The following is a 19,420-nucleotide window of genomic DNA, read 5'->3' on the forward strand; positions in this document are numbered from 1 at the left end:
CGGCGGGACCGGGGTTAAAACTTCAGTGTCAGGTCAACTTGAAAGAGATTGAAGTTGTCGATGGGGTTGATCTGCGGCAGGTCCTGGTTGCTGCCGCCGGTGCCGAGACGCTTGTTGATGCGTTGGGCGTGGGCGTAGCGGAACGAGCCGATGAAATGGCGGCTCAGCCCGTAGGAGACCTGCACGTTGATGCCTTCCAGGTTCTCGCGGCCCTCGAACGTGTCCGAATCGATGAGGTTCGGGTCGAGCGAATACTGTTCGGTGTGCTGCCAGAAGGTCTTGAACTCCCACGGATGCCGCGCGGCCCAGCCCGTGTCGCTGCCGAGCGCAAACCCGATCTGGTAGGCCATGTTTTCGTCCGTTTGCGGCGCGAACGGCTGCACGTTGGGGGTGGTGGGTTGATTGGCGAGCCAGTTCGCGTAGCCGGCGGCGGCGGCCTTGGCGCGGTCGGAGCCTTGGAGATTGTAGGCCACGTCGCCAAACACGCGTGCGTCCAGCTGGCGCAGCTTGAAATTCAGTTCAAACGGCACCTCGACCACGAGCAGGTCGTTCAGACCCACTTGATTGAGCGGAAAGCCCGTGCTGCCGTAACCGGGCAGCGAACTGGATGTGCCGTAGCCGCTGGAGCCGTTGACGGTTCCCGAACCGGGCCCGAGATACGCACCCTCGCCAACATACGGATCGCCAAAATACGGCGACAATGCTCCGGGGCCCGTGGTGGAACTGCGCTGCCGGCCGAGGTAGTGATAAATCGTGGCGGCAACTTTGGCCGTGGTGTTGGTGGTGAGGTGGTATTTGAAACCGGCCTGCCACGCGAGTTGGAAGACGTTTTCGGTGTTTTGTCCGGCCAGTCCGTTGAAACCAAGCCCGCCGTCGGCCGAAGCCGGATTCACGTCCTGGTAGATGAACTGGCCGAATGTGGCGAAGAAATCCGCTTCGCCCACCACGTAATGGAAACGTTCCGCCGCGCCCTCGACGTTGAGGTCGGAATCCCACACGAGCGGCGTCGTGAAGAGAGGGTTCGGCATCTTGCCGACGGTGAGATCCATCCAATCCCAACGGGCGGGATGCCAGCCGACATACGCCTGGCCGATTGCGATGCCGGCCGATGACTTGCCGAAGGGCCCCTGGTAGGGCGAACCACTGGATGACGTGCCTAAGCTCACCCAGGACGAGCGCGGGTTGGCGGAGGTGTCCAGCCGGACGCCGTAATAAAAGTCGTCAAAAAAATCGCCGTGCAAGCCCACGCGCACGGCATAGCGGAAGCGCTGCAAATCCACGCTGCCGCCCGGCGCCTCGACCGAGCGGTCTTCGTAGCGCAACCGCACGTCGCCGAACAATTCGAGCTTCTGGACGGTGTCGCTAATTTTCCAACGCGACGGGGGAATATGCGGCATCTCGGTCCGGTTCGTGCGCAGCGCTTCAATCTCGGAGCGTGCCTTGGCCGCTTCGCCTTCCGTGATGAAACCCTTTTGCAAAAACAAATTGATGATCGGGTCGGAAGTGTCTTCGCCCCGGCCCGCCAAGCGCCCGGCGGCGAGCAGGGCGGTGGTCAGAACTACCGTCCAACGGACGGATAGAAACCTGGTCTGGCTGCGGAGCGGGTTGGAGCTCCGTGTCGCGGCGACATTAATTCGCATCGCCTGATGCTAAGGAAGGCGAAGCGACGGTTTGGTGGCGCAAGCGTTACGATCTCGTAACGAACCCCGGGCGGCGGAAAATTTTTCGCGACGGCATGGCAAACGCGCCGCGGCGTCACCAACGTTGCACCCGATAGAACCGCTGGCTTCCGGGCGGGGCCGGATCCGTCAATGTCAGGAGACCACCGGAGCCGGCGTGGAGCGGCAGCGCGTGCCAGGTCACGTCCGTCAGTGAGTCCTGATATTCGAGTTGATACACGCGACCGTTTTGGGTCGGCAGCGAGACGTTGAATCCCGCGGCCGTGAAGCCGTCAACGGTCACCGGCACTTGGGTGACCGGGGGTGCTGAGCCTTGCAGCGCCAGACTGTGCAATCGCCCGGCGGCAATGCGCACGACGTTGCTCAAGCCGGGCGGCACGGTGCTCTGGCCGAAATCAACATTCGTGTTCGCACCGCTGCCCGCGCCCCACGCCGCCACCGTTCCGTCGCGTCGCAAGGCGAGACTGTGCCAGCCGCCGGCGGCGATTTGCACCACGTTGCTCAAGCCCGGTGGCACGTCGGCTTCGCCGTAGGTGTCCAGTCCCCAGGCCGCGACGGTGCCATCTGATTTCAACGCCAGATTATGGGCGACGCCTGCCGCGATGGCGACCACGTTGCTCAAGCCCGGCGGGAGATTGGTCTGCCCGCTGTCGCCGCGGCCCCAGGCGCGGAGCGTTCCGTCGGCTTTCAGCACCAGGCTGTGCCAGCCGCCACCCGCCACGGCGACCACGTTGGAAAGACCGGCCGGCACGGCTGCCTGGCCGTAATTGTAGGCGCCTTCGCCGCCCCACGCGGTCACGGTGCCGTCCGCCTTGAGGGCGAGCCCGTGATATGCGCCGCCCGCCACGGCCACGGCGTTGCTCAACCCGGCCGGGACATCCAGCTCGCCGTAGAAATTGTCATCGCCCGTGGCGGCCACCGTGCCATTGGTCCGCAACGCCAGGCTGAACAGGTCGCCGCATGCGACCGCGAGATAGTTGCTGGTGGACGGGAAATCCGTTTGGCCCAGGGTGTCTTCGCCCCAACCCAGCAGCGTGCCGTCATTGCGCACCGCCAGGCTGTGACGCCAGCCGCCCGCGAGCTGCGTCGCGTTGGTCAAGCCGGTGGGCACGAGGGACTGCCCGGCCTGGTTGTAATTGTTGGGATTCACAACGGTGCCGGCGCCCCACGCGACAACATTGGCCGCCGAGCCTGACGCGGCGGCGTTCAGCAGGACGACGAGCGCTGCGTGGCACAGCCAGGCGGGTGAACCGCAACGCGCAGCGGGTTGGCGGGGTGATGAGAAGTGGTTCACGAGGATTGAACGATGTTGTTTCGTCGCGCGCGAGTCTGCCACGGTAGGCCGATTGTCTGCGTTACAATCGTGAAACAACCGGCGCATTGCTTCGCGTTGCTCTTACAAATGCGCGGTCCGGCGCAAGCTCACCGCGCGCGTGGTTCTTTCTGGGCAGCCGCGCATTTTTTTGCGGCACCAAACCGGGTGGCGTCGCACAACCGATTTGCGTGACCTTTCAGCGACGATGTCCGGTGGAACGGCGACGGCGGCCGCGATGGTCCCGCAAATGGTTCATCGCCAAGCGATTCGTCGCCCGCCGCGCAGTTCCTAAAACAGAACCCGCGTGTCCGCAGGCATGAAGTGATTTTCCGGACAGAACCCTAGAGTGAGCGCGGGTCAACTCATTGCTTTGGGGAGATCACGCGACACACAAGCAACAGAAATCAACAACCATGAAATTACTTACCAAACCAGCGGTATGGGCGGCTGGAGTCAGCCTGATCGCAGCCGGTGCGCAGGCGTTCACGGCCAATGACATTTATCTCGGCTTCAGCCAATCGGGCGCGGCGGGCGATTATCTCATCGATCTCGGGCAGGTCAGCGCCATTGGCGTGGGCGGTTCGACCGTGGTGGATCTGAGCAGTTCCGTTTCACTCAGCCAGTTCAACTCCACGTTCGTCAGCGGTCCCAACGGCGTCAGCGTGGGCGCGGTGGGTGGCGAGAGCGCGTTTCCCTCCAGTTACAGCATCTTCGCCACCACGCTGCGCATCACGGGCCCGGGCAACCCGGCCGTGGCCGGCTCCGATCTGAGCAGCGCCAGTCACAGTCAATCGGTCATCTCCAGCGCGGTGTCCGACCTCACCCAGGTGGCCTTTCCGACGGCGGGCAACGGGACGGTGGATGCGGGTAAAACGTGGGCCAGCCACGTGTTGACCCTGGGACCGGGCTCGTTTTATGGCGATTCGGGGATCAATCCCAGCTCAACGATGGACGCTTCGGGCGTCGTTTATCAGGACTTGTGGGGGGCCACTCCTTCCGGCGCCTACACCTATCTGGGTTACTTCTCGCTCGATCTCGGCGGCTCAGAGGCCAGCCTGACGTTTACCCCCACGGCGGCGCCGGTTCCGGAGCCGAGCGGCATGGCGCTTTTCGGCCTCGGCGCGGTGGTCTGCCTCTTCACGCTCCGCAACCACAATCACAACCGGCGCCGCGGCGATTACGTGTGAACCCGATTCACGAAAACCAGTAACAGCAACCAAAAAGAAACAGCAACCAGAACATGAACATGAAATCAGCAACCACGGCCGCCCTCATCGCCTTGGGCCTCATCTCCCAGGCCAGTGCCGACAACGTTGTTTACCTCACCGGATCAACGGCGTTCCGTTCCACCGTTTACAACGTGCTGGCCGGCACGAATGTGTTTGACGTGGCGCCCACGTATGTCAGCCGCAAAGGCTCGGGCAGTTCGGCCAGCTACATGCTGTTCCACGGCGACATCAACGGCACGCCCACCTACATCAACTGCGTGTGGAGCGGTTCCGAAGCCGGCATCGCCTCCGTCGCAAACGTGACGATCGACAACGACGGCAATCCGCTGCCGGGCTCGCCGGCCACGTGGTTGAAAGCCGATGGCTCGGTGACGGGCAACGACACCGGCGCTCCGACGTCGGGTGAACTGGAAGCGTCCAGCCACGGTGCCGATCTGGCCATGGCGGACACGTCGCAGGCCGTTTCGCTGACACCCAAGGTGGCCAACACCTCGACCGATTTGAAGGACTACGGCACAGTCGGCATCGTCACATTTGTCTGGGTCAAGAACCTCAACTCCAGCCCCTCGGCGGAGTGGAGCGCGCTGACGAACGTCAGCATTCCGCAGCTCAACTCGCTGATCAGCGCCGGCTATCAACCGGCGGCGTTCTTCACCGGGAATGTGGCGCACACCAACAACAACGTCTATCTCGTGGGCCGCAACAAGGGCTCCGGCACGCGCGCCAACACGCTGGCCGACACGCTCTACGGCACCACGCGGAGCGTGCAGCAGTTTTCCATCGGCGGCGGGGTTTCCACGCCGACGGACGGCACGCTCACCCTCGCCTATGAAGGCAACAACGGCTACGAAAGCGGCGGCGGCGTGGCAGGCGCGTTGAAAGTGGACGGCAGTTGCGGGCAGACGGATCCGTTCTTCCCCGGCAAGCCCGGCTGGCTGGCCATTGGCTACCTCGGCATCGGCGACGCGGGCGGAACGCTGGCCAACAACTGGCTGACGCTCGATGGCACGGCCGAGTCCGACGGCGCCATTGCGGAAGGCCGGTATTCGTTCTGGGGCCATGAGCACGTGTTCGGCAAGCAGAACATCAGCGGTTTCCTCGACACGGTGGGCGGCAAGCTGCACGACGGCATCATCGCCAACCTGGAAACCGCCGGCGCGGGCAGCAATCCGGCCGCGCACTCCGGTGCCATCGCGGTGAAATACATGCACTGCGACAAGGCCAGCGACGTGGCCTTCCCGACCCGCAACTGATCGGGCCTCGCAAAATCATCATCAGCCAGCGCGGACGTTGCTCCGCGCTGGCTTTGAACTTTCCCATCCGGTGATGAACGCATGAACCGCGCATTGAAATGGTCGCTCGGCCTGAATCTGCTGGCGTTGGCCGGCTTGGGGCTGACGCTGAGTTCGCTCCCCCCGGCGCGTAATTCCTACGAGGAGTCTCCTTCCATTCCGCCGCGGCATGTCGCCGCCGCCAAGGTCGCGCCGGCGGCCGCCGCGTTTCACTGGGATCAACTCGGCGATGCGCGCGATTATCCGGCTTACGTGGCGAACTTGCGGGCGGCCGGCTGTCCGGAAGCGACGCTGCGCGACATCGTGAGCGGCGACGTGGCCCGCGCCTTTGCGCTTCAGCGGCGCTGCCGGGGGCTCGATGGTTCCGGTGATGGCCCGTGGTCGCGCGCGCGGGAAACCCAGCTTGTCACTGCGCTCGTGGGGACTGCAACGCACGTTGACGACACGCTGGCCATGGCACACCGGCAAGAGGCGATCCCAACGGCGACGGCGGAAACCGCAGTCGCTGCGAACGATTTTGATCAAGCCGCAAGCCGCCCTGTGGTCGCGCCGGCTCCGACCGCAGCGGCCGGGATGCCGCCGACCACGATGCGCGAGCAATCCGCGGCGAACACCCCCGCACGTTTGCCTGCGCCGCATTATCCGGTGGTGTATCAGGACGCCGTTGCGGCGGCGCCGCAACTGAGCGCAGCCGAACAGGCGGTGATCGCACGGGTGCAACAGCAGTTCGTGGCGGACATCGGTGGTCTGAATCAGAATCCGCAGGATCCGGCGTATCGGGCGCGCTGGCAGACGGCCCAGCAACTGGCGGATGATGCGCTGCGCGCGAATCTTGGCGCGCAGTTCTACCTGAATTCCCGTTTGCAGCAGTATTTTCGGAACTTCCAGCAGCAGATTCTGTCCGCAGGCACCGGACCGTTGAGCATTAATCCGGACCGGCTGGCGGAGTAGGACCGAGCGCGGGGCCACGGCGGGGCGTGCCTTCAATTTAATCAGCCGCGTGCGGGGGCGATGCCGGGGCCGATTCGGTGCCGGTCGGCCGGCTTGTCAGGAACGCTTCCACCCGCCGGCGAGCCTCAGCCAGTTGGGTTGGTGTCAGCCGTCGCAGGCGATCGTATTCGTCGCAGAAATGCCGCCCCACCATGTCGCCTTGCCGCGCGCTTAAGGCAAACCACTTGTAGGCTTCGACGAGATCGCAAGGCACGCCGTTTCCGTCCTGATACATCACGCCCAAGTTGGCTTGAGCGCGGGCCTCGCCGTGCTCGGCAGCGCGGCGATACCAGTGCAGCGCCTGCTCAAAGTCGCGGGTCACCCCAAAACCAAATTGATGGAGGAATCCAAGATTGTTCATGGCGGGGACGTAGTCTTGTCTGGCGGCCTGGCCAAGCCAGCGGGCTGCGCTGGCATAGTCCGTGTGATTGGTGTCCCCGCGAATGCCGCCGTTCAGATACAACTGGCCCAGGGCGTTGGCCGCTTCGGGTTGACCGTGTTCGGCAGCACGCTGCCACCAGCGCACGGCGGCATTGAGATCAGGCGCAACCCCGGCGCCGTGGGCGCAGGCGTAACCGAGACTGTATTCGGCCAGGGAATCCTGCTGGGCCGCGGCCTGGCGAAACCAATGCACGGCTTCGGCCAGGTTTTTCTCCACGCCCAGGCCACGGGCGTAATAGGCGCCCAGTTCCGTTTGGGCCGGTGCGAAGCCCAGCCGGGCGGCGCGCCGATAATGTTCGGCGGCCCGCGAAAAATCCTGCGGCACGCCGTCGCCCTGGGCGAAGCGTTTCCCGAGTTCGTATTCGCGGCGGGCCGCTTCCTGATTGGCGGCGGGCGCGGCTATATGGCGGCAGGCTGCCAGCGTCAGGGCGAGCAACAACGTGCCGATCACGCTTGCGCCACAGATCCACGGAGTTTTTCGGTTCATGCAACCGCCAGTTTAGAAAATGGGATTTGCGAAATACAAGTGACGGTCCGGTTGCGCTTGGGTGACGACGCGATGGCGAAAACCGCTTCGATGTTACAATCGCGTGTGGTGGCGGCGGCAGTGGGAGCCAACGGAAATAAGAATCCGGGCAACCATGTGTCGCTGGCCGTTCTGCCGGCAGCCGGCGTCCCCGGCCGGCGCGTCCGGAAGCAGGCAGTCGATGTCCGTCGACTGGTGGTTGGCCGGGGGCGTTCTTCAGTAGGTTGATCCTGCAAATGACAATCATGACACTCTTCAAGATGACTTCGCGTGTTTCCAAGGCCCGCGTGTGGGCGATGATTCTGGCGGCCGGGCTGCTCACGCCCGTGTTGAGCCAGGCGCAGTATTTCGATTATGCCAGAAGCACGTCCGGCCGGGGCGCCTTGCTGGCCGGTTTTCGGAAGCCGGGCGTGGGCACGTATGAACTCGTGGTGAATGCGGGCAACATCACCGATTTGCTGGCCGTTCCGGCCGGAACGACCACCACCATCGGCACGTTCACCCCGGGCCAGCTGGCCGCCGCCTTCAGCGACCTGAATAATTTGAACTGGTCGGTGATGGGGACGTTTTACAATCCCGAGTTCGGCACCTGGTCGGGCTTCCACGGCAGCACGCTCTGGTTCACGCTGCCCCGCGGCAATGTGGCGGTGCAGACGGCGGCCCCCGCGCGTCGTTCCTATTCCTCCCAAAGCGCTGTCATGGTTTCCGTGGACTCCATCGGCACCGGTGCGAACTACATTTCGACGACGCTGGGCACCACGAACAACAACAACAATCTGACCCTTGTGCGGGAACCGGCCGATGGCGATCCACATACGCTCAGCTACAACCTCGACGCGACGAGCGGCCTGCTGGCGAACATGCCGGCTTCGATTGAGAACACGACGCCGGCGAGTTTCACCGCGGCCGTGCGCTCCGACTTGTATCAGTCGGTGCCCAACGGTTACGCGGATCCCTACAGCGGCACGACCAGCGGTGCGGCATACTACGCGGGCTATTTCACGTTCAACCCGGATGGCACGCTGACGTTCACCCGCGCATCCGGCACGGTGCCGCTGCCGCCGGCGCCGCAGATCACGCAGATCATAAGGGCTGGCAACACCTCGACCGTCTCGTTCACGACCGCCAGTGGCAGCTACACCTACTCGTTGCGTTACACCAATGCCGCGGGCTTGACGGCGCCGGTGAGCACCTGGCCGGTGGCGGCCACCACCGTGACGGGCGACGGCACGGTGAAGTCGTTGTCGGACACCACCACGGAGGCGGGACGCTTTTACCGCGTCAGCGCACAGTAGCGGCGTTGACCGGAACGTTGCTCCAGACTTTCACGCTTGAACGGCCGGCCCGAGATGGGCCGGCCGTTTTGCTTTGTGAGTGTGCCGTGCCGGGGCCGAATTACTCGCGGCCCGGCGTTCTTGGAGTGCACTTTTTTGCGGTTGCTGTGCAGATATTGGCGAGGGGCACCGCTACAATGCGCCACATGTTCCACCCGCTCGCGGCTTTCCCCCGAGGAGTCCATGCCTCGGTCCAGCGCGTCTTTCAAGGCCGGTGTGGGGTGCAGCCTTTCGCCGGTCCGGCCGCTTCGCTTTGTTCAGTTGGATGAAATCACCCAGACCCAATACCAAACGCATGAAAGCACGACACCATCCCCGCGCCGTGGCCACGCTGCTGTCGTTGGCCCCGACTGCTCCCCTGTGGGCGCAGTTGCAATGGAATGTTTACAGCACCAGCGGCGCGCTCGTCACCGCCAACGTGGCGACCGGCGGCGATGCGACTTACGGCGGCAGCGTGACGTTCACGGTGCCGGCCAACACGGAACGCATCTTCATCACGCGGTCCTTTGCGCCGGTGGACCTTTCTGCGGCCAGCGCCAGCGCCAAAATCAACTTCACGCTCAGCGTGGGCGGCGGCTTGTATCCGCTGTCCGGTCGCGTCATCGGCATGGGGCTGCTGAACGATCCGGGCACGCCCGGCCCGGCGCTGGACGGCACGGGTTATTGGACAGACCTGCACACGGGCAACAATCCGCCGTCGTTCGAACTGTTTTACCGGCCGGCCACCGTGGGGAACTTTTTTTCAATATGACAGCAGCCACAAGCTGGGCTCGGGCAAGATCAGCTCCGGCCATCCGTCCAACAACATTCCCTACGGGATAAAGTTTCAGTTGAACGAAAACGCCAGCGCGAGCGCCATCAGCATCGGCACGAGTTCCTCCACCTCATCTCATCGCCCTGAGCGAACGGGCGTGGTTGGCAACCCGTGCCCGGGCGAGTTTAACAGGTGATTCACAGGCACCGGAGCGTCGGCCTTGTGCGGGCGCTCCGGTTTGCTTTTCGGGTGGTGCGTGCCCGCCGCGCGGCTCAAGCCTTGGGCAGAATGATTGTCACCCGCTTCACCCGGCGGAGCAGTTGGGCCGGGCCTTTTTTCTTCTTTTTCTCGTCGTCATCGTCGCCGGCGGTGTTGCTGGCGACTTGCTGGCCGTTGTCGCTGGATTGCTGGGCGGCGGCCTGGCTGGTGCCGGTGGCGGAAGCGGTGGTGCCCAGCGTGGACTGGGCGGTTCCGCCGTTGACGGAAACATTCTGGCCCAGCAAGGCGGCCGACACGCCGCCGACGCCGCTGGCGTTGACGCCTCCGACGCCAATGATCGTGCCCGAGACACTGCCGCCGGCCGCGAGATTCGCGGTGCCGCCCGAGAGCACCGTGCCGCTGAAGTTCTGGCCCGCGTCCACGCTCGAATTCTCCCGCGAAATTACGAGCCCGCGAATGTCGCCGCTGGCCTTGAGATTGACGGTCACCCCGATGACGCCCGAGTTGCCGAGGTCGATGTTGCCCACGTAATCGTCGCTTCCGGCGACGAGCGTGATGGTCGGGCCGGAGGAGAGGTTGCCATTCAACGCCTGCTGGAGGATGCCGCCGAGCCCGGCAAGGATGTCGCCCTGCGGGGCTTCGACCAGGATGTTGCCGGGAACGCCGGAACTGCCGGGCACTTGCGCGGCGTTCACCAGCGTCTCGGCCACGATGCCGTTGGCGTAAACATATTCGAACGGTTCGGTCGGGATGTGCACGAAGGGGGAGAAAACGTTGATCGGAATTTGAATGCGCCCGCCGCTCCCGGCGTTGACGTCGCCGGTTTCGGAGCGCACGTGAATGTCGCCGCCGTTGAAGGTCGCAATGCGCGAGCTGTCCACATTGATGTCGCCCAGCGCCAGGACGGTCACATCGCCGCCGCCGGAGGTGTAAATGCCGAGGCCGAGATTGTTCCGGCGCATGATCTGGCCCTCGAAATCGACCAGATCCTGGGAGCCGAGGTCCATGGCGCCGCCGAGGCTGTTGACCGTGACGTCGCCGCCGCAGAGGGAGGCAATCGTGGAACTGGGCATGTTCAAATCGCCATCCACCGTGACGTTGAGGGCGGCACCCGATTGGATGTAGGGCGCGAGCGTTGAATAATCGCGCCCCAGCAATTTGCCGCTGCCGAGGGAAAGAATGCCGTAGGAGTTGCCGAGTGAAATCGATCCGGCGTGCACATTGAACGTCCCGGTGCCGCCGACCACGAGCCCGCCGCCCGCGTTGTCCAGCGAGGGAGCGCCCTGGCTGGCGAGGAACAGGCTGTTGATGGCACTGGCCGGAGCCCACGTGATCTGGTCGGTCACGAAATGGAGTTTGCCATCGCTCAACCGTTCCACCACGGGGTTGCCCAATGCGTCGTAGCGCAAAACCGTCAGCGGCTGGCTCAAGGCGGCGAGGACGCCCGAGGACATGGGCCCGATGAAGGTAAGTTTTTTCGTGGTCCCGTTGTAGGCAAAACTGTTTTGCAGGGAATTGCCGAACTGCAGCACCTGCGAGATGTAACTCGCGTAGGCCGACGGATCGGTTCCGCTGGGAATGCCGAGAGCCGCCACCTTGACGGGATCGACGGCCAGGGCCAGGAGGGTTTGCCAGTTGTTGATGGTGTTGGGCGGAAGATTGTCCAACGGTGCGATCGGGGGGGCACTGGGAAGAATGACCGAATTGAACGAGCCCGGGCTGTAAATCTGCCCGTGCACGTCAATCGACGTGACATCGTCCGCGTGGAGATTCTGGCCGGAGAACTGGCTGTTGATCAGGTCGCCGCCCACGGAAATTTCGGCGGCCTTGCTGGTTTGCAGGATGACGTTTTTCATGTCGCCATCGATGGAGACCGTCGCCGGGTCGGTGTTCTCCAGCGCGACGGGCGTGCTGGCGTGGTCGGCAGGACTGAATGGCTGCAACCCGGTGTTGCTGACATACCAGTGCGTTTCGCCGCTGTCGGACATGATCAGGCCCGAGCTGTTGAAGCCGATGAAGTCGCCGCCCGTGCCCGGCCGGTTCACCAGCGTCAGGTCGGCGTCTGGCGACGGAAACAGCGTCATGTTGCCCAGCAGATTGATGCCGCCTGCGCCGGCTGAAATGCTCAGGCTGGGCGGGAGGAGGACGGGCACCGCGCCGTTGGGGCGGGGCAAATTCTGGCCCGTCAAATACACTCCCGATCCGGCGGTCAAATCAACGGCGGCGTCCGGCGCGTAGTCGAACCAATGGTAACCCGCGCTGTTGGCGCCGCCCTGGACGTTGAACACGCCGTTGGGATTGCGCACTTCCTGCAGGTAAATGTCGCCCGCGCCTTCGGTCACCGTTTGCGCGGCGGCGTTCCAGCCGGCGTTCACGTCCCAGCTCCCGTTGGCAAGGCTCAACGCCACGTTGTGCGTGGCCGAGCCGACGTTGGCCTGGGCGTTGATGGAGCCCGTGCCATTGACCACCATGTAATGTCCGTAAACGCTGCCGCCGGCGTTGATGGTCACATTGCCGGGCTGCGAGCCGAAGGCGCCGGTGCCGGGATCGCCTGCGGGCGCCGCGGTGGGATTGCCGGCGTTGCCCACCGGCAAATAGCTCGTCACGTCGCCGCCGGCCGTGATCGTGACATCACCGCCCGCCGCAGTGCTGATGCCGCCCAAGGTCGAGGTGGTGCCAATCGCGCCGCTGAAGGGGTTGACCGAAAAGGGCGTGTAGAACGGGGCGTTCTTCAGGTAATTGAAACCCGACGTGCTGCTGCCGGTGTTGACGTCGCCGAACAACGTCGTCACCGCGATGCTCCCGCCGCCGAGCGTCACGATGCGGCCCGTGCCGGTGTTGGCCGTGCCCGCGCCCAAACGGGTGCCGGACCAGCCCACCTGCACTTCGTTGGCGGCCCACAGGTTGATGTTGCCGTTGAAGCCTTGGAGATAGGCGCTGCCGTTCAAATAAATGCCGTAATCACCCGCGCCGGGCGTCGTTCCGGCCGGCAGGGCCGTGCCGGCCGTAAGGTCGAGATTCCAGTGATTGCCCGCCCGTAGCGAAGTGCCGTTGTTGAAGGTGATGTTGTGCCCGGCCGACAGGCTCAACTGCGCGTCCGCCGTCTGGTCGGCCAGGGACCATGCAGTGGTCAGCAGAATGTCGTGGTCGGCCTGCAGCGAGATTTGCGACAGCCCGCCGCTGATCTGGCTGTTCAGTGAATTCACATACGCGGCGTCCAGGGTGATGTCGTAAGGATCGATGCTCAGCGTGCCGCCGGTGAAACCAGCCTGCGCGCCGCCGCTAATGCTGGATGCAATCGGACCCATCTGCGCGGCGGAAAGCTCCACCTGACCACCCTGGCCGCCCTCGGTGCCGCCGCGAATGTCGATGGTCGAGCCCGCCTGGTCGGCAAACGTCTGGCCGGCTTTGACGGTGACAGAGCCGCCCGCACTGGCCCCTGCGGTGTCGCCGTGCGCGCTGATGAGCGAGCCGGCGCCGAGGTTGACGCTGTCGCCGGCCACGAGTTCGATGGTGCCGTTGACGTCGCGGACGGAGTTGGCTTGGATGAGATTGTTTTGGTTCACCACTTTCGCCTGCAAGGCGATGCTGCCGCCATCGGCGATCAGGCGGCCTTCGTTGTCCACCGAACCGGCCGGCAACGTGACTTCGGCGCTGATGCCGCGGCCGTCCGGGCTGGTGGACACGAGCACCGTTTGACCGGCGTAAAGCCCGATCTTGCCGCCGGGCGCGGCAATCGTGCCGTGGTTCTGAATGTCGCTTGCGATCAAAAAGGCCGGCGCGCCGCCCGCGACGTTGATCTGGCCGTAATTGACGATCTGCGCCGTCGGCGGTGGGGTGTCGAACTGCCAGGCGCCGCCGCTGAACACGTCGGGCGCGTGAAGCGGCGCGGTGGTCATCAACAGCCCGTGCGTCGAGATTGCGGCCTGGCCGCCGATGTAAAAGCCCGCGGCATTTTGCAGCACGACGTAGCCGTTGGCGTTCAGGTTGCCGAGAATTTGCGAGGGGTTCGGATCGTTGATCCGGTTCCACACCAACGACGAGGCCGAGGGCTGAACGAATGTGGTCGTTTCGCCGGCGCCGATGTTGAAGCTCTGCCAATTGATGAAGGCATGATCGGAGGTGGTGACCGTCAACTGCGCGCCGAACGTGGCGAATGAGGCCGTGCCCTGGGCGACGGTGCCTCCCTGCGGATTGGCGTGCACCAGGGCGGATGGCCAGCTCAGCAACAGCGTGCCGGCGAGCAGGGCAGGGCGCAGAACGATCCGGAACCGGCACAAGCGCGCGGTGCCGCCGGCGTTGGGAGATATAAATGAAGTGCTCATGAGCAACGTAGCGCGCGGCCGGGTGGCCGGTTCGCCAGAGCGGGATTTTATCATCTCCCGCGAACCGGTTGAATGCCTCCGCGGTGACATTTGGGTGACATCAGAATTGCGCCGTCAGCGCGAAGTTGAAGAACGGCTCGTGGGCGTTGATCGTGCCGGCGTCCAGCAGCGGCAGCGAAAAGAGGAAGCGCGCCTCCCAGTAGGAACCGAGGGAAGCCACCGTCCCAAAGCCTACGCCCCACAAGGCGGTGCGGCCGTCACGGCCCTGCGGATCCAGCAAATAGGTTTCGGCGTAGTCCATGTAAACCGAACCGCGCACGGTCAACGGCAGTTGGCCGGCGACCATGCCGACGACGTGCGGTGGCGTCTTTTGTTCCAAGGACACGTGCCAGCCGGTGTCGCCGAACACCTCGCCTTCGTGATAGCCGCGGACGCTTGCGATGCCGCCCGCGCCAAACTGTTCGTTGCTGATCAACGGTTCGCTGGCCCAGCGACCGTTGGCGCGCAGCGACAGGACCCAGTTGGTGCGCACCACGATGTCGGCGGAGAAATTCGGATCCAGCGTGACCCAGTGACCGGAGGCCTTGGTGGAGCCGGCGATGTTTTGGAGATTGCTCGTGGAGCCGGAGAAGCTGGTGTTGGCGCTCAGGCCCAGGCCAAAACCCAGCGTGGCGCGCGGCACGCGCCACTGGGCGTTGTAGGCCAGCGAAACGGGCAGGTAATCGAGCGACTGACGCGTCTCGGGCACCGGCGAATTCACGGTGCTGACGACCGGCGGATTCTGGTTGCCGTTCGCATCGTAGGTGATTTCCGACAGCACAAAGCTGTTCGTTTTGCCGGAATTCAGCGCGTAGGACTTGAAATCGAGTCCTTCGGAGAAGCTGGAGCTGAACGTTTCCGTGCCGCGCGCGGGCTGGTTGAGGCGGAACCCCAGGGACTCGTTGACGGTGAGGTCCTGTTGCGAGTCGTTGCGCGTGATGCGCCGCACGCCCGGAATGTCCAGCAGCGTGGCGCTCGACAGGTTTTGAACGCCCGTGTCGATCGTGGCGCGACTGGCATACACCGTCAAATCCATCTGCCCCGAGGGCGGCGGCAGCACGAACCGGCGTTCCCCTTCATTGTAACCGAAACTGCCCGGGTTGCTGGCAATGACGTCCGCCACCGCCTCGGGGTTGAACAGCGGCAGCCGGTAAAAGGCGCTGTAGTTGGCGACCAACGGCAGGTCGTAGGTGTTCCACTGGTCGCCCGCCTTCCAGGCCTCCGGCGAGAAACTGTATTGCACGCCGAGCGAGTGCTCGTGCTGCCACAGGTTGTTGTAGGCCGCCGAGGCGTTGACCCGCAAATCCGGCGTGCCCGGCGTGCTCTGGTTGTTCAGCTCCAGCTTGCCGTGCAGCGGGAGGTGATCCTTGACATTGAGCGTCAGTTCGCTGGTGCCGGGATCGAAGCCCGGACCAATCACTGGATAGATCTGGCGATCCTGGTTGGCGTTGGCGCGATTGAGTTCGGATTGAAAGACGAGGCCGTTCAGAATCATGTTCGTGTGCAGGCTCGGCAGCGCGCGCATGACGTTGTTGGAGCTGAAGTAATGGTTGCCCCGGACGTTGATGGTCGCCAGCCGGCCTTCGGTCACGCGCAGGCGGACGCTGGCGTTGGTGAGCTTTTGCTGCGGCAATCCGACTGATGCGGTCACGTAGCCGCGGACGCGATAGGCTTGTTGCAGCTCGGACAGTGCCGCCTGAATGCCGCCCAGGGTGACGTTGGTGCCGAACGCCGCCGGCGCGTTGGTGATCGCCCGGGCGATTTCGGCCGACGACAGCAAGGTGTTGCCCTCAACCAGATACTTTCTCACTTCGAATGCCGGTCCGCTGTTGGTGGCCGTGGCACTGGCGGTGGCCGGGGATGCCGGTGAGCCGGCTGGTTCAGCGGGCGCAGGATTGGCCGCGGTGACTTCGCCCTCCGGCGAAATCACGTAACGCCGGCCGGCCAGCACGATTTGCGGCAGCGCGCCGTGAAACACGTTGAGCGTCACCACGCCGTCGCCCGCGTGCTGCGTGCCGATGACGACGCTCAGGTCCGGATGACCGTGGTCGCGATACACCGTCTGCACTTCGGCCGCCACGCGCACGAGTTCGTCCGGTGCAATGTTGGTGCCGGCGTGGCGGGAAAAGATCGGCGCGAGCAGGTTGGTCGCCGGGGGAATGGTTCCTTCGATGCTGAAGGAACGCACGTTGAATCCGGTGAGCGCGGCCGGTGCGTCAGCTTTGCCGGCGGGCGGGCTGACTGCGGCCGCCGTCGCATCGGCGCCGTGGGCTTGCCCCATGGCCATCAGCCCGGTCAATCCGGGCAACAGGAGCAGGGTTCGGAGATGCGTCCATGAGAACAACACCGAGGGAAGCTGGGTGGCGTGTATTACGGTTCTTTGTCGGCGCCGTGACAAAACGGCAACAACCGCCGCGCCGCGGGCCGGGCGGTGCGGGAATGTCGGCGACAGTTTGCGTTGTTTTTTCCCAACCGTCGCGGGTTTGTAACGCAGACGAACTAGCTCTCTCCGTCACGCGGAGCCAACCGCCAACACCCACATCGCCCATGAGATCTTCCACCCGTGCGCACGAACCCCACCTGGCCTTGCGGGAGAGGGTGGTTCCGCCGGGTGGGGAATGGGCGCCACGTTCAGTGGGCTGGCTCGTGCTCCGTATTCGGGCCGGCGACGGTTACTGGCTCCAGCCGAATCAAAACCTGCCCCTGACGGCTGGCGCGGTCGTGGTGGCCCCGGGTGAGGCGCCGGTGGTTCTGCGCGCCAGTCATTTGAGCCGGCTGGAAGTGCAGTATTTCACCGTTGTGCCGCGGCGCCTGGGCGGTTTGCTGACCTTGACCGAGCAAAACTTTCTGCAAGCCGCCAGCCGGACCGGCGCCTTTCAAATTTTGCCGCCGCACCATCCGGTCGCGTTGCGGATGCAGGAATGCTGCGCGAACGCGGGCCAGCCGCGGCTCGCGGACCGGCTGAAGCTGCTGCAGGTGTTCGTGGAGGCGGTGGGCGACGAGCCGGGTCCGCCGCCATCGGACCAGGGTCCGGCGGAGGCGCGGGAACGGCTGCGCCAATTTCTGGCAGCCACGCCGGCTTCGGAGCTGCTGGAAATGAGCACGCACGAACTCGCGCAGCGAACGCATTGCACCCCGCGGCACCTGAGCCGCATCTTTCGCGAACTCGTGGGCGTGTCGTTTCAGGAGAAGCGCGCCGAGTTGCGGCTGGCAAGGGCGCGCGAGCTGCTCGCCACCAGCGATTCCAAGATTGTGGACGTTGCCTTGGAGAGCGGTTTCAAGTCGCTCAGTCTCTTCAACCTGATGTTCTCCCGACGGTTTGGCGCGAGTCCGGGCCAGTGGCGTCACCGGCACGGACGACCGCGCGCCCAACGCGGGAAACGCGCTCCAGCACCGGCCGCGGCGCCGGCCTGATGCAGGATGTCAGACTCCGTGGGTGCGTGAAGAACGTCCGCCGATGCCACGCCCGCGCCGGCTTGGGATGCGGCATCAACTTTCCAACGGCCCCGCCAAAGCCTGCAATGCCCGCTGCTTCGGCGCGGCTTTACGCTGTTGGTTCAGCTCCGTCTGAATCTGCCGCCGCAGTCGGGTCACTTCGCGGGACCGGCCGCATCGGGCCAGACTGTGCCCGATGACCTCCCCATCTTGCACGGCGCCGAGAACTTCCTGTGCGGCGATGAGCGCGCGCACGACGGGGCTGTGGGCCATCTCGCGCCGCGGCAGCACCAATTCCTCCAGGTAACGCCAGCGGCGGATGCGGCGCCGCAAGGCGTGCAGCTCCGGGGTTGCAAACGTGGCCGCCTGCGCGACGTCCGCGCGGCAGCGGGCGGCCAGTGCGTGCCGCCATTTGGTGAAGCGTGCCGCCAGTTTTTCCGCCCCGACTTTTGCAAGGGCACGCGACTTGGGTGGGCGCGCTTCGCGTCGCAACGTCCGGAGGTGGCGTTCGGCCGGCTGCCAGGATTGGGCGCGCTCTTGCAGCACGCGGGTCAGCAACGCCGGGGAAGCCTGCTGGGCGCGGACCCATTGCAGCGTGACGTCAAAATCGCGGATGGGCGCCAGCACGTCCATGATCTGGCGGGCGGCGGCGCGGAAAAGCCGGGTGCGGTGGTGGTCGCGGTGTGGGTTGCCCAACTGCAACAGCAGCCGGGCCCGGCGCAGCGCCACGCGCAAATCATGCACGGCGGTCGCATTGAGCGGACCGCGTCGCCGCAGCAAGGTTTCGGACCGTTTGAGGCTGGCGGTCAGGGCGCGCTGCCATCGTTTGCGCAAACGGCCGGGTTTCATGGCTTGGGCAGGATTGCCGGTTCGCCGGCCGACGGCAATTGCCGAATTGTAACACATTCGCCGCGCGCCTGAAACACGCTTCCAGCAGTTTGGGGGCGTCGTTTGAATCATACCGTTGCCGCCATGAACGTGTCCCGTCATTCCTGTTTCCGCTCACCACGCCTGTCGATGGCCGGTTTGCCGGTTCCTCCGCCCGGCCGGCGGATTCCCATCGTGGCGGGGAGCCCGGTTGAATTTTTGGTCCGCCTCCGTGAGGTGCGACGCCGGTCGCGGCGGAACTGGAGCCGTTCCTGATTGAACATGAGAACCAGGCACCAACGCGGGCCCGGCGCCGTCCGGTGTCGGCGTCCCAGCCCACGAACGACGGAGGAGGCTTCGCGCTTGGCGTTCTGGCAGATGGAGCCGACGCCGCTGGAACGGCTCATGGCCCGGTTGCTGGCGCAGGCGTTGTGCACGTTCGAGGAACCGCATTTCAACGCGCCGTTGCGGCAGGCGGCGCGGGAAGCGGGCGAACTGGCGGAGGCCACGGGGTTTGGGCTGCTGGTGTTTCCCGAATTGTTCACCGAGCTGGCCATTGCCGCGATGGTCCGGGCCGAATATGACCATGCCGGGCGCTTTTGAAGGGCAAGCTTTGCGCGTCAGGCGATGTCTCCTTCAAACCTGGCCTCATGCCGGCCAGGCGCCAAAGCGCAGGCGCTCTGGACTCATGCTTTTCGCAATCGCGTTGACCGGACCTCTCACTTTCCAGATCCGGCCGCTTTGCTGAATTCAATCTCCTGGCGCTGCTTCATCCCGCACCCCAACAACCGACGTCCCGCTGCCGTCCACGACCAGCGACTTGTAACGCCCGCCGAACAGATGTCCGAACAACTTGTGCCGCCGGTTGAAGCGCGCCGTGTAGGTCCCCAGAAACCATTTCATGCCGGCCACCAGATTCGCCCGCGGCGTTTCCACCACCAGATGAAAGTGATTGGGCATCAGACAACAGGCATG

The 19,420-nt window shown here is 64.6% G+C and carries 13 protein-coding genes and 1 pseudogene; 7 read left to right on the forward strand and 7 right to left on the reverse strand.

What is annotated here, in order from left to right; all coding sequences use genetic code 11:
• Positions 1-14 precede the first annotated feature (14 nt).
• Both VFV96_00140 and VFV96_00145 read right to left on the reverse strand, forming a co-directional pair.
• Positions 15-1,640: a putative porin gene (locus tag VFV96_00140; protein ID HEU5068806.1), complete on the reverse strand. Its 1,626-nt coding sequence runs from the start codon at positions 1,638-1,640 to the stop codon at positions 15-17.
• A 115-nt stretch (positions 1,641-1,755) separates the two neighbouring features.
• On the reverse strand, positions 1,756-2,973 hold the full coding sequence (locus VFV96_00145) for a hypothetical protein (protein ID HEU5068807.1): 1,218 nt from the start codon (positions 2,971-2,973) through the stop codon (positions 1,756-1,758).
• Between the two features lie 434 nt (positions 2,974-3,407).
• On the opposite strand from VFV96_00145, the gene VFV96_00150 reads away from it, so the two are divergent.
• From VFV96_00150 to VFV96_00160, 3 genes are all read left to right on the forward strand, one after another.
• On the forward strand, positions 3,408-4,181 hold the full coding sequence (locus VFV96_00150; GenBank protein ID HEU5068808.1) for a PEP-CTERM sorting domain-containing protein: 774 nt from the start codon (positions 3,408-3,410) through the stop codon (positions 4,179-4,181).
• A 59-nt stretch (positions 4,182-4,240) separates the two neighbouring features.
• Positions 4,241-5,476: a hypothetical protein gene (locus tag VFV96_00155; protein ID HEU5068809.1), complete on the forward strand. Its 1,236-nt coding sequence runs from the start codon at positions 4,241-4,243 to the stop codon at positions 5,474-5,476.
• An 81-nt stretch (positions 5,477-5,557) separates the two neighbouring features.
• Positions 5,558-6,466 carry a hypothetical protein gene (locus VFV96_00160; GenBank protein ID HEU5068810.1) on the forward strand — a complete coding sequence of 303 codons (909 nt, stop codon included), beginning with the start codon at positions 5,558-5,560 and terminating at the stop codon, positions 6,464-6,466.
• Positions 6,467-6,503: 37 nt separating this feature from the next.
• Here VFV96_00160 and VFV96_00165 read toward each other — a convergent pair whose 3' ends face one another.
• Positions 6,504-7,433 (reverse strand): tetratricopeptide repeat protein, encoded by a 930-nt coding sequence (locus VFV96_00165; GenBank protein ID HEU5068811.1) that lies wholly within the window; start codon positions 7,431-7,433, stop codon positions 6,504-6,506.
• 284 nt (positions 7,434-7,717) lie between these two features.
• Between VFV96_00165 and VFV96_00170 the strand changes: the two genes are divergently transcribed.
• Together VFV96_00170 and VFV96_00175 are read left to right on the forward strand one after the other, a co-directional pair.
• A complete protein-coding gene (locus VFV96_00170) occupies positions 7,718-8,767 on the forward strand; it encodes a hypothetical protein (GenBank protein HEU5068812.1) in 1,050 nt (349 codons plus the stop codon).
• A 334-nt stretch (positions 8,768-9,101) separates the two neighbouring features.
• Positions 9,102-9,557 (forward strand): hypothetical protein, encoded by a 456-nt coding sequence (locus VFV96_00175; protein ID HEU5068813.1) that lies wholly within the window; start codon positions 9,102-9,104, stop codon positions 9,555-9,557.
• A gap of 275 nt (positions 9,558-9,832) precedes the next feature.
• On the opposite strand, the gene VFV96_00180 is transcribed toward VFV96_00175, so the two are convergent.
• Complete coding sequence (locus VFV96_00180; GenBank protein HEU5068814.1) at positions 9,833-14,104, reverse strand: filamentous hemagglutinin N-terminal domain-containing protein; 4,272 nt, start codon at positions 14,102-14,104, stop codon at positions 9,833-9,835.
• 100 nt (positions 14,105-14,204) lie between these two features.
• Entirely contained in the window at positions 14,205-16,490 is a 2,286-nt protein-coding gene (locus tag VFV96_00185) for a POTRA domain-containing protein (GenBank protein HEU5068815.1), read from the reverse strand.
• Between the two features lie 200 nt (positions 16,491-16,690).
• Between VFV96_00185 and VFV96_00190 the strand changes: the two genes are divergently transcribed.
• A complete protein-coding gene (locus VFV96_00190) occupies positions 16,691-17,557 on the forward strand; it encodes a helix-turn-helix transcriptional regulator (GenBank protein HEU5068816.1) in 867 nt (288 codons plus the stop codon).
• Positions 17,558-17,632: 75 nt separating this feature from the next.
• Here VFV96_00190 and VFV96_00195 read toward each other — a convergent pair whose 3' ends face one another.
• Positions 17,633-18,427 (reverse strand): CHAD domain-containing protein, encoded by a 795-nt coding sequence (locus tag VFV96_00195; GenBank protein ID HEU5068817.1) that lies wholly within the window; start codon positions 18,425-18,427, stop codon positions 17,633-17,635.
• 300 nt (positions 18,428-18,727) lie between these two features.
• Here VFV96_00195 and VFV96_00200 point away from each other — a divergent pair, with 300 nt between their 5' ends.
• Complete coding sequence (locus tag VFV96_00200) at positions 18,728-19,048, forward strand: hypothetical protein (GenBank protein HEU5068818.1); 321 nt, start codon at positions 18,728-18,730, stop codon at positions 19,046-19,048.
• 192 nt (positions 19,049-19,240) lie between these two features.
• Here VFV96_00200 and VFV96_00205 read toward each other — a convergent pair.
• Positions 19,241-19,420: pseudogene (locus VFV96_00205) on the reverse strand (transposase).

The sequence above is a fragment of the Verrucomicrobiia bacterium genome, assembly GCA_035765895.1.
In the GTDB taxonomy this organism is placed as follows: domain Bacteria; phylum Verrucomicrobiota; class Verrucomicrobiia; order Limisphaerales; family DSYF01; genus DSYF01.